The sequence below is a fragment of the Actinomycetota bacterium genome, from assembly GCA_030019255.1.
Classification (GTDB): domain Bacteria; phylum Actinomycetota; class Geothermincolia; order Geothermincolales; family RBG-13-55-18; genus Solincola_A.
Genome location: JASEFK010000011.1, coordinates 1 through 15,661 on the forward strand (window position 1 = coordinate 1; position 15,661 = coordinate 15,661).

At 63.5% G+C, this 15,661-nt stretch carries 13 protein-coding genes; 9 read left to right on the forward strand and 4 right to left on the reverse strand.

All coding sequences use genetic code 11. The features are described from left to right. The 4 genes from QME84_09680 to QME84_09695 all read left to right on the forward strand — a co-directional run. Nucleotides 1-322 (forward strand): transposase (locus QME84_09680; protein MDI6874533.1); only part of this gene is annotated, 322 nt, incomplete at its 5' end. 711 nt (nucleotides 323-1,033) lie between these two features. Continuing rightward, nucleotides 1,034-2,341, forward strand: coding sequence for a TrpB-like pyridoxal phosphate-dependent enzyme (locus QME84_09685; GenBank protein ID MDI6874534.1), 1,308 nt, complete (start codon nucleotides 1,034-1,036; stop codon nucleotides 2,339-2,341). A 603-nt stretch (nucleotides 2,342-2,944) separates the two neighbouring features. Next, the gene (locus QME84_09690; protein ID MDI6874535.1) at nucleotides 2,945-3,451 is read left to right on the forward strand and encodes a hypothetical protein; all 507 of its coding nucleotides are present in this window, start codon (nucleotides 2,945-2,947) and stop codon (nucleotides 3,449-3,451) included. Then, nucleotides 3,439-3,906, forward strand: coding sequence for a hypothetical protein (locus tag QME84_09695; protein ID MDI6874536.1), 468 nt, complete (start codon nucleotides 3,439-3,441; stop codon nucleotides 3,904-3,906). The genes QME84_09690 and QME84_09695 overlap by 13 nt, the downstream gene beginning before the upstream one ends. A 224-nt stretch (nucleotides 3,907-4,130) precedes the next feature. Here QME84_09695 and QME84_09700 read toward each other — a convergent pair whose 3' ends face one another. Together QME84_09700 and QME84_09705 are read right to left on the reverse strand one after the other, a co-directional pair. After that, entirely contained in the window at nucleotides 4,131-4,733 is a 603-nt protein-coding gene (locus QME84_09700) for a TetR/AcrR family transcriptional regulator (protein MDI6874537.1), read from the reverse strand. Between the two features lie 212 nt (nucleotides 4,734-4,945). Beyond that, entirely contained in the window at nucleotides 4,946-7,867 is a 2,922-nt protein-coding gene (locus QME84_09705; GenBank protein ID MDI6874538.1) for a helicase C-terminal domain-containing protein, read from the reverse strand. 485 nt (nucleotides 7,868-8,352) lie between these two features. On the opposite strand from QME84_09705, the gene QME84_09710 reads away from it, so the two are divergent. The 3 genes from QME84_09710 to QME84_09720 all read left to right on the forward strand — a co-directional run bounded on the left by QME84_09710 (nucleotide 8,353) and on the right by QME84_09720 (nucleotide 10,759). Next, nucleotides 8,353-9,489, forward strand: coding sequence for a mandelate racemase/muconate lactonizing enzyme family protein (locus tag QME84_09710; protein ID MDI6874539.1), 1,137 nt, complete (start codon nucleotides 8,353-8,355; stop codon nucleotides 9,487-9,489). A 144-nt stretch (nucleotides 9,490-9,633) separates the two neighbouring features. Beyond that, a complete protein-coding gene (locus tag QME84_09715) occupies nucleotides 9,634-9,861 on the forward strand; it encodes a hypothetical protein (protein MDI6874540.1) in 228 nt (75 codons plus the stop codon). Continuing rightward, a complete protein-coding gene (locus QME84_09720) occupies nucleotides 9,842-10,759 on the forward strand; it encodes a TetR family transcriptional regulator (protein MDI6874541.1) in 918 nt (305 codons plus the stop codon). Before QME84_09715 ends, QME84_09720 begins: the two co-directional genes overlap by 20 nt. 584 nt (nucleotides 10,760-11,343) lie before the next feature. On the opposite strand, the gene QME84_09725 is transcribed toward QME84_09720, so the two are convergent. Together QME84_09725 and QME84_09730 are read right to left on the reverse strand one after the other, a co-directional pair. After that, nucleotides 11,344-11,691, reverse strand: coding sequence for an SHOCT domain-containing protein (locus QME84_09725; GenBank protein ID MDI6874542.1), 348 nt, complete (start codon nucleotides 11,689-11,691; stop codon nucleotides 11,344-11,346). A 12-nt stretch (nucleotides 11,692-11,703) separates the two neighbouring features. Then, entirely contained in the window at nucleotides 11,704-13,317 is a 1,614-nt protein-coding gene (locus tag QME84_09730) for a carboxylesterase/lipase family protein (protein MDI6874543.1), read from the reverse strand. Nucleotides 13,318-13,933: 616 nt separating this feature from the next. Between QME84_09730 and QME84_09735 the strand changes: the two genes are divergently transcribed. Together QME84_09735 and QME84_09740 are read left to right on the forward strand one after the other, a co-directional pair. After that, entirely contained in the window at nucleotides 13,934-15,439 is a 1,506-nt protein-coding gene (locus tag QME84_09735; protein ID MDI6874544.1) for an NAD(P)/FAD-dependent oxidoreductase, read from the forward strand. 62 nt (nucleotides 15,440-15,501) lie between these two features. Continuing rightward, nucleotides 15,502-15,648: a hypothetical protein gene (locus tag QME84_09740; GenBank protein ID MDI6874545.1), complete on the forward strand. Its 147-nt coding sequence runs from the start codon at nucleotides 15,502-15,504 to the stop codon at nucleotides 15,646-15,648. Nucleotides 15,649-15,661: the final 13 nt, after the last annotated feature.

A 15,661-nucleotide genomic window follows, 5' to 3' on the forward strand; every position in this document is an offset into this window, starting at 1 on the left:
AAGATGGGAGAAGATACGCCCGGAGGTTTTAGGAAGGCTCAAGGAGGCACAGGACGACGTGCTCTCATGCTTCCACTTCCCCACAGGCCATAGGCGGAGGATCAGGACCATGGGCTGCGTGGAGAGGTTGAACCAGGAGATCAGAAAAAGGACCCGGGAGGTTGCGATCTTCCCTAATCGGGAATCCGCCCTGCGGCTCATCACCGCCCTCTGTGTGGAGCAGTCGGAGGAATGGGAGACCGGGAGGCGGTATCTGGACATGAGTCCGCTGGAGGAGGAGGATCCTGAGGAGGGGAGGCGGGTGGCCAGGATGGCCTCCTAGCCGCCTTTGGAAAACGGAATAGGGAATCGCCTCGAGGGGACGAGGGCTCGAGCCCCAGGTCAAGCCCTGCCCTCCTTTTCTCGAGTTGATATACCGGAGGGGAGAGCAATCGCTTATCTCCCATCTCCGGAAGAAGGAAAGCAGTCCCTTGTCTTGGAGGGCGAGAATTTACATAGGGTTGTGGGCTTTACCACCGGTGATCATTTTCGAGCCAAGTTAAACGTCAAACCAGGACACTATCTCATCCCCATGGAGTTCTTGAACCTTTGGATGGAGGAGTGCAAGAACAGGGGTGATGTGTTCACCATGTAGTGAACCAGGACACGGGTTGACAAGGGGAAGGGCGGAAACGATAATTTTTCCATCATCCCGTTAGGAGGATATGCGGCATGCAGGCTGAAGGCTCGATGAAATCGAAGGAGACCTTTGCCTGGTGGTGGCGGGGGCACCGTGGCGGTGCCTGTCCGCCCCGCGCGAGTTGAGACCAGGGACAGGCATCAAGGGCCACGGAGAGAAAAGACTCCGTGGCCCTTTCATATGAGGCGCCGGATGAAGGGGTTCGCGTGCCGGGCGGGAACACGGAGCAGAGGGGTAGTAATCAGGAAAGGTTGAGCGAGGAGGAGGGAAACGAAGAGTCGGTCGTGAGAGCGTTATCGTCCCTAAAACGTTTCAGAAGCGTGTCTGCGAAGTTCGAAGAGAGGAGGAGGGAAGATGAAGGAACAACCCAAGATAATCCAGCTGGGGGAGAAGGATATCCCGGAGGCCTGGTATAACGTACTTCCGGACCTTCCCAAACCCCTGGAGCCGCCGCTCCACCCGGCTACCCGGCAGCCGATAGGACCGGATGACCTGGCACCGATTTTCCCCATGGGCCTCATCGAGCAGGAGGTCAGCCAGGAGCGCTACATCGACATACCGGGCGAGGTGCTGGACGTGTACCGCATCTGGCGGCCCACGCCCTTCATCCGCGCCACCCGGCTGGAGAAGCACCTGCAGACCCCGGCCCGCATCTACTACAAGAACGAGGGGGTGAGCCCGGCGGGGAGCCACAAGCCCAACACCGCCGTGGCCCAGGCCTACTACAACAAGAAGGAGGGGGTGCGCAAGCTCACCACCGAGACCGGGGCCGGCCAGTGGGGGAGCGCCCTGGCCATGGGCTGCTGCTTCTTCGGCCTGGAGCTGCAGGTGTTCATGGTCCGCTCCAGCTACCAGCAGAAACCCTACCGGCGGGTGCTCATGGAGACCTGGGGGGCCAAGGTGCAGCCCAGCCCCAGCGAGATGACGGAGACGGGCAGGAAGGTCTTGGAAAAGGACCCAGATACCCCGGGGAGCCTGGGAATCGCTATCTCCGAGGCCATCGAGCTGGCGGTGCAGGGCGACGACGTCAAGTACAGCCTGGGAAGCGTGCTCAACCACGTCCTGCTCCACCAGACGGTCATCGGGCTGGAGGCCAAGAAGGCCTTCGAGCTGGTGGACGACTACCCGGACATGGTCATCGGCTGCGTGGGGGGCGGTTCCAACTTCGGGGGCACGGCCCTTCCCTTCGTGGTGGACCGCCTGCAGGGGAAGGACATCCGGCTCATAGCCGTGGAGCCCACCTCCTGCCCCACCCTCACCAGCGGCCGTTTCGAGTATGATTTCGGGGACACTGCGGAGATGACCCCCCTCCTGCTCATGTATACCCTGGGCCACGAGTTCGTGCCCCCTCCGTCCCACGCCGGAGGACTGCGGTACCACGGCGACGCGCCCATCATCAGCCTCCTGGTGAAGGAAGGGGTCATGGAGGCCCGGGCCTACCACCAAGTGGAGGTCTTCGAGGCCGCGGTGACCTTCGCCCGCACCGAGGGCATCGTTCCCGCCCCCGAGACCTCACACGCCATCAAGGCAGTCATCGACGAGGCGGTCAAGTGCCGGGAGAGCGGCGAATCAAAGTGCATCTTCTTCAACTTCTCGGGACACGGGCTGCTGGACCTCGCCGCTTACGACGAGTACTTGAGCGGTCGCCTGAGCGACGTGTGAGGCAGGTCTTGGAAGGCCGTGGCATTACTGGGATGAAAGAGGAATAGCCGGAGCGGAGGAGGGTCGTTCGGGGGGTCGTCGGGGTTCCGGTGACGAAGCGGCAGGGCGAGAGGGGGAGGGGACCGGTGCGTTCCCTCCCCCTTTCATTCGGCTTTCCGGGGAGTGGACTTTGCAGCGTGTTCCCTACTCCCAGTGCCGATGGAGGGTCATTCTTCCCCACCCCCGTGGATATCCGCTCGCCGGAATCTGGGAGGCGTTTCGCGGAAGGGGACTGCGGACATGGTGTCTCCGCCCTCGAGCGGAAGGTGACGCCACCTCCGGCGGGCTAGCGGCGCATTACCATATTTTGACTCCGTGACCTCGTGCGCGGTATGGATGGCGAGTCGCCGAGGTCGGTCTCTATGCCAGAAAGGAACGCGGCGGAAACCCCCAGCCCTCCAAAGCTCCTGAGGGGGAAAGGGCGGCTCCCAGCGGAGGAATCCCCCGCAGAGGAGCTTTCCCCTCCATTCCAGGTAATGATCGGATCCGCCTTCGCGTCCACCTTTTTAGCTTGTCATGCGAACGGTTTATAATGGGGCCATGTTAAGGGTGTGGAAGCTATCCATGGTTAGCGCGCTCGGCCTGGCCTTGGTCTTCGTCCTGCTCCCGGGCTGCGGAGGCGGGGGAGACGTGGAGAAGGAGGAGGCCGAGCTGGCGGATTTCGCCGTCCGGGAGATACTGGTCCCGCGCGAGGGGGATCGCAATTTCGTGGCCCTCTGGACGCGGAAGTCCGAGGGCACGGGCGACGTTTCGGTGGAGGCGCTGGCACAGCGCATCTGGAAATGGGAGGGAGGGGCCCTCTCCGAGATAGACCTGGAGGAGTACCACCGGCTACTGGACACCCACCAGGGAGAGCGCAACACCTGGAGCTACGCCGAACACTCAGTGACGGTCCTGGAATATAACCCGGAGAAAGGGGAGGCGGTGGTGGAGATCGGCTCCCTCTACGGGCCTATGACTGGGGCGGGGATCCGTTATTTCCTGCGCCGCGAGGACGGTAAGTGGAAGAAGGTCTCCGAGCAGACGGTCTGGATAAGCCGGGCAGGGAGGGCGGAGGAATGCGTTGTCTAGCCGGCTTCGCTCGGAAGGCGGTTCTCGCGGTGGCGATGCTGGCCCTGGCCGCGGTGATAGCCTCCGGATGCGGGAAAAAGGCCGCACCACAGAAAAGCGAGGAGGAAAGGGTGGCCGAGGAGGCACTTCGAGCCGCCATGCAGGGAGACGGGGTGGGCTTTCTCGATCTGGTGGCTCCCTCCTTCCTGGAGCGGGCCAGGGCGGAGATGCCGGATGCTGACCCGGAAACCCTGGGAGCGGTACTCCTGGCCGGTTTCGCGGAGAACATCCCCTACGCGGATGCCTCGAATCTCTTGTTCGAGGTGAGCACGGAGGGCGACCGCTCTGTGGTGCACGTGTGGGGTGACTTCCAGGATCTGGAAGGAAATGAGATGTCCCTCGGCGAGGGTCAGGCCTTGCGCGTGCCGCTGCGCCGGGAGGAGGGTCGCTGGTACGTCGACCTCTTGGATATTTAGATCTCTCGCCCCTCGCGGTAAACCAGGAACGAATTTTCCTTCAAAGACAGTAATACCATTTTTCAGGCCGCCCCGGCGCTACCGATGAAGAACGGCGCCTGCGCGGGTAGCAGCGAAGGGGATATTCCCCGGCGGCCGGAGGCGTGGGCAAGGGACCTGCCCTAACGTCGAGTGGGCGTGGGGCCGGCAAGCACTTCCTTAAAGGGCGGGCGGCCCTGCAAGGCTCAGAAGTTCAGGGCCCGGAAGATGAGAAGGCCCAGGTTCTCCACCACTTCCTCGGGAGACCCGGATATGAACCCCGCCTCCCGGCCGTAGACGGTGAATCCTATGAGGGTCACCAGGAGCTGGGAGGCGATCTTCGCATCCAGGCCACCGCACTTGCCGACGGCCTGCATCTCCCGCAGCTTTTTCTCCAGGATCTCCGAGAAGCGGCGGTGGAAATCGTTGAAGAGCTCCCCGAAGCGGGGGTTCTCTATGGCCGCCTCGATGTAAACGTTGTGCAGGTCCGCGTGGCGGTCGAAGATGTCGTGAATGCCCCGGAGGAGGATACGCACCGCCTGGTAATCGTCGAAGGCCATGCGCTCCAGGAGTACCCAGGCGGATTCGCTCAGCCGTTCCAGCTCCAGGACGAGGTCTGAGAGGAGGGCCATGAGCACGTCGTCCTTGCCCTTGAAGTAGTCGTAGAAGGTGCCGTGCCCGCATCCCGCCCGCTCGATGATGTCCACCACCTTGGTGTCGTGGTACCCTTTTTCGCGAAAGACCTTGTGAGCGGCATGAAGGAGGTTCTGCCGGGTCACCTGTGATTTCCTGGTCTTTGCGGCCTTCATCTCCCCTCCCAAGTCGGTCCGGGCGACGGCGCCGCGCCCACACCGTCAAGCATCAAACCACGGCAAAAGCCAAGTACCGACTCGTTGTCGGTAAAAGTATATCATCCTCCAAGCCCTTCGTTATCAGACAAGCCCCTTGGAGGCGGGAGCATGGAACGCGCGGCGTCCCGAATCCTTTCTCCCAGGCGGGGGTCGTCTCATGGTTGCAGATCCTATGGTGGTCCCTCGCCACCGGCGTGGAAAAACCCTCTCACCCTCTCCCCCACCTCGTCTTTGTCTACCACTTCCACCCTCATCCCGCGTGGGAGGGCGGCGCGGAAGGCGGAGGAGTAGGAACGCTTGAGGAAGCGGGGATCCAGGACGACCACCACCCCCCGGTCGGTGGAACGGCGCATCAGCCTCCCGATGCCCTGGCGAAAGAGGGTCACGGCCAGGGGAAGGTAATAGGAGCGCCAACCGCTCTCGCCGCGGCGGTCGAGGTCCTCCACCCTTCCGGCCACCACCGGGTCGCCGGGGTGCCGGAAGGGGAGCTTGGCCATGATCACCGCGGAGAGGGACTCGCCGGGGACGTCCACCCCCTCCCAGAAGGCCTCGGTGGCCAGAAGGACCGAGTCGCGGTCCTCGCGGAACCTCTCCAGCACCAGGGAGTTGGGCAGGCCCCAGCTCTGGCGGTGGCAGGCGATACCTTCTTTTTCCAGACGCATACGCAACTCCCGGTGGAGGTAGCCCACCTGCTGGTGGGAGGTGAGCAGCACCAAGGTACGCCCTCCCACCGCCCCGATCACCTCTCCGCACACGCGGCATATCTCCTCCAGGTAGGGCTGGGAGGAGGTGGGATCCGCGGCGGGCTCGGGAAGGTCGCCGACCGCCAGGAGGAGGGAACGGCGGGCGTAGTCGAAGGGGGAGTCCAGGGCCAGGAGGCGCACCTCGCGCCCCTCTTCCTCCACCCGCTCCAGGCCGGTACGGCGCAGGAAGAAGGAGAAACCTCTTCTCTCCCCGGGAGCGCGCAGGGAGGCTGAGGTAAGGATGGCCGCTTCCAGCCGTCGGAAGAGCAGGTTAGAAAGTTCTTCCGCCACGCTCACCGGGGCGCAATAAAGGCGCGGGCCCGCGCTTCCCCTCTCCTCTTGGGTAGCCCTTGGAACCTCCACCCAGCGCAGGTGATAGGGGAATCCGTCGGAGTGGGGCGGGAGGAAGAATATGGTAAGTGCCTCCGCGCCCCTCTTCGCCCTTTCCGCCACCGCTTCGGCCCGGCGCAGGGAGAGGATGAGCTCCTGGTCCTCAGGGCCGGGAGCGGCGGAAACCCTGTCCCGGAGCCTCAGCGTGGAGGAGGCGAAGGATTCCAGGAGCCCCGCGAGTTCTCCCGCCTCCCGCCGCGCTCCGTCCCATGGCGGGAGGGAGAGGTCCTCGGCCGTGAGCCTTCTGGTCTCTACGTCCTCCGCCCGAGATGGGACCTGCGCGGCGCGCTCGAGGGCTAGCGTTAAGGAGCGCAGGAAGACCTCCTCCGAAGCCTCGCGGGTCCTTTCGGCGAGGCTCCGGTATTCACTCAGCTCCTGGAGCCCGGTCTCGTCGTCCAGGCGGCCTTCCCAGAGCGAGGCGAGCCCCCTGACGCCGGCCCCGTCCTCGAGGAGGTGCGAACATTCCTCGAGGGAGAAGGAGAGGGTGAATGCCTGGGTGGCCACCTCCTCCAGGTGGTGGGCCTCGTCGACCACCAGGTGCCGGTAGGGAGGGAGGACGAGGTCCGACGCTTCCCCTCCCGAGGTGGAGATCTGGGAAAGGAGCAGGGCGTGGTTGACCACCACCACCAGGCTCATGGCGGCACGGGAACGGGCGCGCTCCACGAAGCAGCGCCCCTGGAAGGGGCAGCGGGAACGGAGGCAGTCATCGGGCTGGGAGGCCAGCCGTTCCGCCGTCCCCGCCAGGGCCAGCCGGAGGTCGATGGAAATCTCCTCCAGGTCACCGGCAGGGGAGCGGGACATCCAGGAGACCAGGAAGGCGTAAGCCTCGGCGGGAGCGAGCCCGTAGAGGGGAAGCGCGGGTTCACCCCGGGAAAGGGAAGCGCACCACTCCGACCACTTACGCAGGCAGAGGTAGTTGTTCCTTCCCTTGAGGAGTGCGTAATCGAAGGAACCCAGGGCCCGGCTCAGCATGGGGAGGTCGCGGTGGTAGAGCTGTTCCTGTAGGTTGCGGGTGTAGGTGGACACGATAAGCGGGGAACCGCGCGAGCAGGCGTGGAGGACCCCGGGCACCAGGTAGGCGAGGGACTTCCCCACCCCCGTTCCTGCCTCCACCACCAGGAAGGCGGAGTCCTCGAGGGCCTCCGCCACGGCGCGGGCCATCTTCTCCTGCTGGGGACGTGGTTCGTAGCCGGGATGCAGGGAGGCCAGTGGGCCTTCCGGGGAAAGGAACTCTACCGCCCGTTCCGCTATCGCCCCGTGGGCACCCTCCACCCTCACCTTTTCTGCTCCGCCTCCTTCCTGGATGGAAAAAGGTTCCAGGAAGGGCAGGAGTTCAGCGAGGTCGGGGAAAGCGGCGGAGGAGCCTTCCCTCCCGCTGGGAAGAAAGAAATGCCATGGATTGCGCGCTTCCTTAAGAGCGCCTTTCACGGCGGTCCGGACGCGGGAAGGCGTCTCCCGCCAGGCCTCCAAAAGTGCGCCGAGGAGGCGGCCCATGAGGCGGGCTTCCTCGAGCGCCTTCCAGGGTAGCTCCTCCCCAAGGAGGGAGGAGGCCAGGGCCCGCAGGGAATGGTCCCGTAGGTAGGGCAGGGCCAGCCAGGCTAGGTGCCGCAGCTCGAGCACCTTTTCTGCGCGGGCTATCCCTTCCGCCTCCAAGAGCAGGGAGAGTTCGGGGCCTTCCCGCGCATAGACCAGCAGGGGCCTCCCGCTGCAGAAGCGTAGAAGCGCTGCGGCGGCCTCGCCTGGAGGGACCCCCGCCCGGAATTCTCCCTCCTTTCTTCCGCTGCGCCTCAGCAGCCAGGCGGGAGGAGGGCATCCCGGGTCCACCGGGCAGGAGAAGGCGCTGAGCTCCCTGCCGTTCTGCATCAGGAGGGCGGCCGCCTCGAAGGGAAGGAAGCCCCCGTCATCCCCTTCCACGGCGAGGACCCGGAGTACGCACAACTCCTCTGCCCGCTTCCTCAAGGCTCACCATCTCCCGGTTCCATGCACCTTACCTCCCCTGGTAGAGCGTGGCAAGAAGCGGAGGCCCGTCCCCTCGCAGCGCTCCCCTGTACCTATCATATGGCCCATCAAGGGACCCGGAAAAAGTCTACCCGGCGGGGGTGACCTCTCGTGGGGATGGCAGGTCAGGGGAGAACGCGAAGTCCCCGCACGCGGCGACCCGGCTCGTTCCTTCCGTATCTCACGGAGACGCCCGGGCCCGGCCGGTCGGTAAACGACCCTTTCCCGCGGCAGTGATATCGTGGCGGGTTCACTGCACGGTCCAGGCAGGCGGTGCAGGGGCCGAAAAAGTTGAGAAGAAACCTTGGTGTCCTCTGGAGACCGACGTGCCGGAAGGATAAGGGGGCTGTGTTCCGGAAAGGGCCGACATGGGCTATCATTAGGGGAAATGGAACGGTTTACCATGTGCAGGAAAAGGCGACGAACCGCTCCAGGGAGGGGTGAACATGAAGATCGTGGACGCCGAGGCCTACATCTGCCATTTCCCCCTGCGGGAACCCTTCCATCCCAGCTGGATCCCTGGAGTACCCTCTCACGCCAACAGCGCGGTAATCCTTCGCCTTATCACCGACGAGGGCATCGACGGGGCATGCAGCGGGGTGGCCTTCGCCGGGGAATGGAAGGGTTTTCCGGAGCTGATAAGGGTTTTCCTCCTGGAGAGGGACCCCTTCCGGGTGGAGGACTTCGTGCAGGTGCTCCGCTCGGCCAAGGTCATCGGTTTCCGGGCCTGGTTCGTGGAGATCGCCCTGTGGGATATAATCGGCAAGGCCACCGGGCAGCCGGTCTACCGCCTGCTGGGCGGGGCCCGCGACCGGGTGAAGGCCTACGCCTCCACCGGCGAGCTGCGCGACCCCGAGACCCGGGCCCACGACGCCGTGCGGTTGGTGGAGGAGGGCTTCCGGGCCATCAAGTTGCGCATCCGCTACGATGACATCCGCCGCGACCTGGCGGTGGTGGAGGCGGTGCGCGTGGCGGTGGGCGACGAGGTGGAGATCATGGTGGACGCCAACCAGGCCTGGCTCATCCACGGGTTCGGAGCCTATCCCAGGTGGGACCTGAAGCGGGCCATGACCGTGGCCCGGGAGCTGGAGAAGCTGGGGGTGGCCTGGCTGGAGGAGCCCCTGCGCATGCGGGACTTCGAAGGCCTGGCCGTCCTGCGACGCTCCACCACCATCCCCATAAGCGGCGGTGAGCTCAACGACGACCTGGACGACTTCCGGGAGCTCATCAACCGGGGCTGCTACGACATCATCCAGCCGGACGTGACCTTCGCCGGGGGGATACTGGCCGGGCGCAAGCTGGCGGCCATGGCCGAGGCGGCACATATCATCTACAACCCGCATACCTGGACCAACGGCCTGGGGCTGGCGGCCAACCTGCAGTTGATGGGGGCCATTCCCAACTGCACCCATTGCGAATATCCCTACGATCCTCCCGGCTGGACCCCGGAAGGGCGGGATGCCATGCTCACCGAGCCCATCACCGTGGACAAGGATGGCTACATCACCATCCCCTCGCGGCCCGGCCTGGGGGTGGAGGTGGACTGGGAGAAAGTGCGCGCCCACGGCGAGAAGGTGCTCTGAGGCGGAAAAAGACGGCGGAAGGCGGCCCGGCCGGGACGCCCTCCAGGGAGGCAAGAGGTCACGGAGCATGGCGAATGTTTCAGGGGAGGTAGTGGAGGTCGAGGGTCGGGGCGATCGCACATGGGACGCGCGGGGTAGCGAGCGATGAAAATACTGGAGACCTCGGGACGTCGCGGTGTTTCGAGGTGCGCCGCGGAAAGCGGGGAGGCAAGAGTGATCGGGCGAAGGACGGGTTGGGTGGTGGGGGTTAAAGGATGCGAGAGACGCCGGAACGTGGTAGGTGTTTCCAGGGACGTAGCGGAGGGTCGGGAGCGGGGAACGGTCATGCGGGAGACAGGTGGAGTGGTCGGAGATGAAGGGCAGAGGCGATAGCGGTCTAATGAAGATGAAGGAGCTCTCCCGGGCCTCCGGGCTCCCGGTGAGCACCATAAAGTTCTACCTAGCCAAGGGCTTGCTCCCGCCACCGCGGAAGCAGAAGCCCAACGTGGCCTACTACGACCGGGCCTTCCTGGAGCGCCTCCTGTTGATAAAGAACATGCGCGAGGAGGGCCTTTCCATCCGGAGCATCAAGAGCATCCTGGACCGCTATCCCTTCCGGGACGTGGCCGACTGGAACCGCTTCCGGGAGAGGGCGCGGAACAAGGGGCCCCATGAGCTGGCGGAGGAGGAGCGGCTGGCGACCCTGAGCGACGAGGAGAGGAAGAGGGAGGAGATACTGGACGCCGCCCTGCGGGTCTTTTCCTCCCGGGGTTACCGCAGCGCGACCATGGACGACATCGCCGCCGAGGCCCGGGTGAGCAAGGGAACTTGCTACCAGTATTTCCCAAGCAAGGAGGACATCTTCATCGCCACCATGGAGCGCAGCCTGCGCTCGCTGTTATCCGAGGCCGGACGCGTGGCGGGCGAGGCCCGGGACGCCCTGACACGCCTGGGCCTGGAGGGACTGTCCTTCATCTCCCGTTACCGGGACGTCCAGTTCATGTTCACCAGCGTGGTCACCGAGGCCCTGGCCGGAAACCAACGCCTGAGGAAGAAGGCCGCGGAGGCCTACCGCCGGGTGGCGGAGTTCCTGGCCCAGGACATCCAGCGGGGCATAGAGGAAGGAGTCTTCAGGCCCCTGGATCCCCTGGACGTGGCTTACGCCCTCATCGGCATCGCCGAGATTGCCGGCAACCTGCACGTCCTGGAGGAGGAGTTCGACGTCCCAGCATTTTTCATGAGGCTCATGGACTTCATACGCCACGGCCTCTCCTCCACCCCGGAAAAGTGAAGGAGAGGGGATTAGCGACCCAAGTCCTCCGCTCGAACAACTTGACATCTTTTCAAGGGTATTCTAAAAAGAAGGTAATCCGAGATTTCGGAGGTGGATAGCTCGTAAAGGCTAGCGTGAGAAGGCTGCCCAAAAGCAGCCTTCCCATTTCTCACCCAAAGATCTTCCCGCATCCTTCAATTCTGTTGTCTTTATAGTTTCGATTGTATTTGGCTCTTAAGCTCATCTTGAAAAGTTAGAACATAGCCTATCGGACCAAGAATTTATTATCTACTTCATGAAAGTTTTTATAGGTATGGTATCCGTTTTCATCTATATACATGCGAAACTTCTTGCTGGAGGAAAATACTGCCATATCTTACCAGACATTTTGGCTTTCCATAACGATTATTTTCTGGATTCCTTGTAATTTAGATATTATCTCCAGTTTTCCGTTATCATTTTATGTCATACTTGTGACATCTTTCTGGCAGTAGTTGGGTTCACTTCGCACAGGGATGTTTATTTCCATGTTCAATGCCGGGAATAATGTTTTGAACCAGTGAAAGTGATGGCAATTTCCAAGTTTTCTTAATTGCCTTTGGTCACCGGCCTTCCAGCTTCTCCAGGAGTTCCTTCTTGGCCCGCTCGAACTCCTCCTCGGAGAGGGCCCCGCTGCGCCGCAGTTCGTCCAGCTTATGCAGTCCCTCCACCAGTTCCAGGTCCTGGGAAACGGAGGTGCCGGAGGCCGCTTCCCCACGCTCGCCGGGGGAAGGTTCCGGGGAGGGGGCGGGAGGGGGAGTGGTCCCGGCCACGGGGGCACGTCCCGACCTGCGCTCGAGGAAAATGTTCCTCTGGTTCAGGATGAGCTCCCGGACCTCCCGGGGGTTTCCGATGTTGGTGAAAGCCCTCCAGGTGCGCCCAGTGAGCCGATTCCACCTCTTCGCGACCACTCAGGGAAACGTTCACAAGAGGCCGTTTATCTCCAGCACCAGCCGGTAGGCCTCCGGGTAGTACCCGGACCGGGAGGCCACCTCCTCTCCCAGTTCCTGGTAAATATCTTCCTGGGCCGAGAAGCGCGGCCACTCCGGCTCCGCTCCCCCGTTGGGATCGCCGGAGGCGGCGAAGCGCGTCCAGTAGTTCATCATCGTCTCCGAGAGGGCCTGGTCCTCCGGGCGCAGGAAGCGCACCAGGGTACCGAAGACGAAGGGCAGCTCGTAGCCGTGGTAGGCGCCCATGTGTTCCGTCCCCGGGACGCTGGACCGCATGGTGAAGAGGTAGACGTAGACGGGCATGCCTGCCTCGGCCATCCTCTCAGCAGCGAAGCGGGAGGGGGCGGCGAAGCCCATGGCGGTGAAGAGACGGCTGTAGGCGACCTTGGGGTCCTCTCCAGCCTGTACGGGGAAGAGGGAGAGCACCTCGCCCGCGTGTTCCCCGTAAGCCAGCCGGACCAGGTTCTCGTACTGCTGGGCGGAGATGGACTGTCCGGCCAGGAAGAGCATTCCCTCGTCGGCGTTGTTCCCGATGAGCAGGGGCACCTTGTGCTGTTTTCTGGCGGCGAAGACGTCCTGGGGCCTCTCGGGAAGGACATATCCGTCCACCACCGGACCGATGGAAGCGCGCCCTAGGAGACCGGTTCCCACTTTCTGGAAGGCCTCCAGGAGCTCCTGGGGGGACTTGGAACGTAGGGCGGCGAGCTCGTCCTCCTCGCGGTCGCACCCAAGCTCCCGGGATATCTTCTCGCCCAGTTTCTCCCCTTCCTCGAGGGTCTCCGATCTTGCCGCCGTGGGCATGCCCATGGTGAGGAAGGCCCCGCTCTCGGCAATGGCGCGGTGGAAAAGACCTTCCGCCAGCGGGCTGGCAAGAAGGGCGCAGACGCTGGCCCCGCCGGCGGACTCGCCGAAGATGGTCACGTTGCCGGGGTCACCACCGAAGGCGGCGATGTTCCTCTGCACCCACTTCAGGGCCTGGATCTGGTCCAGCAGCCCGTAGTTGCCGGAAACGCCGTGGGGCGATTCCTCCGAGAGTTTCGGGTGGGCCATGAAGCCCAGCGGGCCCAGGCGGTAGTTTATGGTCACCACCACCACGCCCTTGCGGGCTAGGTACTTTCCCTCGTAGAGAACCTGGGAGCCGGAGCCCACGGTGAAGCCCCCGCCGTGTATCCAGACCATCACCGGCAGCCTGTCATCTGGGCTTTCGGCCGGGGTCCACACGTTGAGGTACAGGCAGTCCTCGTCCTGGTCGGTGATGCGAAAGATGTCCCTTTGCACCTGGTAAGGCCATTCACCCTGCGGGCAGGCGGGCCCGTACTCCGTGCAGGGCCGGACCTCTTCCCAGGGCTCCACCGGCTGGGGTTCCCTCCAGCGCAGCTCCCCCACCGGGGGCGCGGCGTAGGGAATGCCCTTGTAGACCCAGATGCCGTCCTCCTGCGTGCCGCTTATGGGGCCGCTGTCCAGCCGGGGGACCTCCAGCGTGGATGGCGGCGCCGCGGATTCCTTCCCTCCGCAGCCTGGGGAGAGTAGGACCGTTGCCAGGAGCAGGCAAAGGAGAAACACGCGGGTGATGAAACGCCGTGTCATAACCGACCTCCTTACTTCCCAGATTCGGTGCCCGAGTCCTTGCGCTTACCGACTTCTGATCATTCCCAGCCGTGGCCGGTAAAGAATCCTTCCGTCGGTGGGCGGAAGAGAACCGAAGCTCGTGATTCTCCTCGCAGGTAAAGTTTACCATCCATTGCTTCCCCCGCTGCCGTCCATTATAACCTCTCGGCCCTGTAAAGGATCGGGCCTGAGGCTGGACCTGGTTGGCGTCTCCGTAATCATATTAATGCAGGACATCTCTGCAGTAGAAGCTCATGTCCTGAAAGGGAGAGGATTCCGGGAGGTTTTCCGCGATGTCCTGGCGTTCTTACTGGTAGCTGAACCTGGCTTCGCCCCTCCTCTTTTCGGCCTTCTCCACGACCACGGCGATATTTCCAGGCATTCACTCGTTCTCTGTGGGGGTGTCGGGAAGCGTGGAAGGAGTTTACAACTCCAAATATGGATAGTAAAATTAAAATAATTAGTCAAGACTGCTGACCAATGGGTTACTGCCGCAGCGTCGGGGTGTGTCCCTGCGAAAAAAGGGAGATCCCTGCGCCAAGGGGAGAAGCAATGGCGAAGGCCGGTTTCCGGAGGTCGGGGAGGAGGTAGGGTGATGGCCGATTACGACGCCGTGGTCATCGGGGCCGGGCTGGGAGGAATCTCCACCGCCGCCCTGCTGGCTAAAAACGGCATGAAGACCCTCATCCTGGAGCAGGCAGACATCGTGGGGGGTTGCTGCTCCACCTTCGAGTCCCATGGGTACAGGTTCGACGTGGGCGCCTCCATCGTGGAGATCCTTCACCCCATGGATAAGTTCTTCCACCTCATGGGGAAGCGGAGGGAGGACTACATAGAGCTCCTCCCCTGCGATCCCATCTATTCCTTCATCACCGAGGACGGGAGGCGTTTTTCCTATCCCACGGACATCGACGAGACCACCAGGGTCATCGAGTCCATCGCCCCCGAGGACGTGGAGGGATGGAAGAGGTTCTGCAGCCTGGGCCTGGAGATGATCGACGAGATGATGGACGCCATGATGACCTCTCCCCTGAACACGGGGGGGGAGGCATTGGCCATGGTGATGAAGACCCCTCGTGTCTTGCGCTACCTGCCGCTGCTGGCCAGGCGCCACCAATCGGTGGTCCGCTCCTATTACCACAACCCGGTCATCCTGGGCTCGGTGGCCTTCCAGTCCTACTTCGCGGGGGCTCCCCCGGAGCTGGGGTCGGGCATCTTCGGGTTCATCGCCCTCTCCGAGCACCTGGGCATCTATTACCCCCGCGGGGGCATGATCTCCATCCCCGAGGGGATGCTTCGCGCGGGGCGGGAGCATGGGCTGGAGGTGCGCACCGGGTGCAAGGTGGAGAGGATCATCCTGGACGGACGCCGAGCCCGCGGCGTGGTCCTGGAGGACGGGACGGAGATCACCTCCGAGGTGGTGGTCTCCAACGTCAACGCCAAGGTGGCCTACCTCAAGATGGTGGGGCCGGAAAACCTGCCTTCCTGGGCGCTGAAGGCCATAGACAGCTACCGCCTTTCCATGCCCTGCCCCATGATCTACGTGGGCCTGGACGAGAAGCCGGACCTGGAGGCCCACCACACGGTGGTCTCCGGGTCCATCGAGGACATGAACCGGGTCTGGAACCTCTATTACACCAAGGGAGTCATTCCCCGCACGGCCATGAGCCTCATCTGCTGGCCTACGGAAGCCGACCCCTCCCTGGCCCCGGACGGGCACCACATCCTGAACTTCCTGTGCAACGCCCCGGCTCCCTACGCCCCGCTGGGGGACAACTGGGACCGGCTCAAGGACTGGTACCGCGAGGAGGCGGTCAGGCAGCTGGAGCGCTACGTGATGCCCGGGGTCAGGGACCACATCGATTACCTGGAGGTCTCCTCCCCCCTGGACTTCGAGAGGCGCCTGCTCTCCCCCCAGGGGGCCATCTATGGGCTGTTCTCCGACCTCACCTCCCTGGCCCTTTTCCGCCCCCATCCACGCAGCCGGGTCATCGAGGGGTTGTACCTCACGGGGAGCTCCACCCACCTGGGAGGGGGAGTGCCCACCACCATCGCCTCGGGGATAATCACCTCCGGGTATGTGCTGAAGGACCACGGTTGAGCGGGACGGATGGAGGGAAAAGGTATAAGGAGCATATCGGGGGAAGACGAGGAGGAACGGCCATGGATAAAGGGTTGAAGAGGTTGCTGAAGGCGGGGGTCCTGGCGGGCCTGGTGGCTCTCTATTTCTCCCTGGACGAGAGCACGCGTCGCTACCTGGTGCATATCGGGAAGCAGGTCCCCTACCTGCCCTACCGCTACTTCATCTGAGGGGGGAGGGGAC

Excerpts from the sequence above, each read along its gene's own strand:
- QME84_09685 (MDI6874534.1), top strand. The coding sequence starts at position 1,034 with ATGAAGGAACAACCCAAGATAATCCAGCTGGGGGAGAAGGATATCCCG.
- QME84_09690 (MDI6874535.1), top strand. The coding sequence starts at position 2,945 with ATGGTTAGCGCGCTCGGCCTGGCCTTGGTCTTCGTCCTGCTCCCGGGC.
- QME84_09695 (MDI6874536.1), top strand. The coding sequence starts at position 3,439 with ATGCGTTGTCTAGCCGGCTTCGCTCGGAAGGCGGTTCTCGCGGTGGCG.
- QME84_09700 (MDI6874537.1), bottom strand. The coding sequence starts at position 4,733 with ATGAAGGCCGCAAAGACCAGGAAATCACAGGTGACCCGGCAGAACCTC.
- QME84_09710 (MDI6874539.1), top strand. The coding sequence starts at position 8,353 with ATGAAGATCGTGGACGCCGAGGCCTACATCTGCCATTTCCCCCTGCGG.
- QME84_09715 (MDI6874540.1), top strand. The coding sequence starts at position 9,634 with ATGAAAATACTGGAGACCTCGGGACGTCGCGGTGTTTCGAGGTGCGCC.
- QME84_09720 (MDI6874541.1), top strand. The coding sequence starts at position 9,842 with ATGAAGGGCAGAGGCGATAGCGGTCTAATGAAGATGAAGGAGCTCTCC.
- QME84_09730 (MDI6874543.1), bottom strand. The coding sequence starts at position 13,317 with ATGACACGGCGTTTCATCACCCGCGTGTTTCTCCTTTGCCTGCTCCTG.
- QME84_09735 (MDI6874544.1), top strand. The coding sequence starts at position 13,934 with ATGGCCGATTACGACGCCGTGGTCATCGGGGCCGGGCTGGGAGGAATC.
- QME84_09740 (MDI6874545.1), top strand. The coding sequence starts at position 15,502 with ATGGATAAAGGGTTGAAGAGGTTGCTGAAGGCGGGGGTCCTGGCGGGC.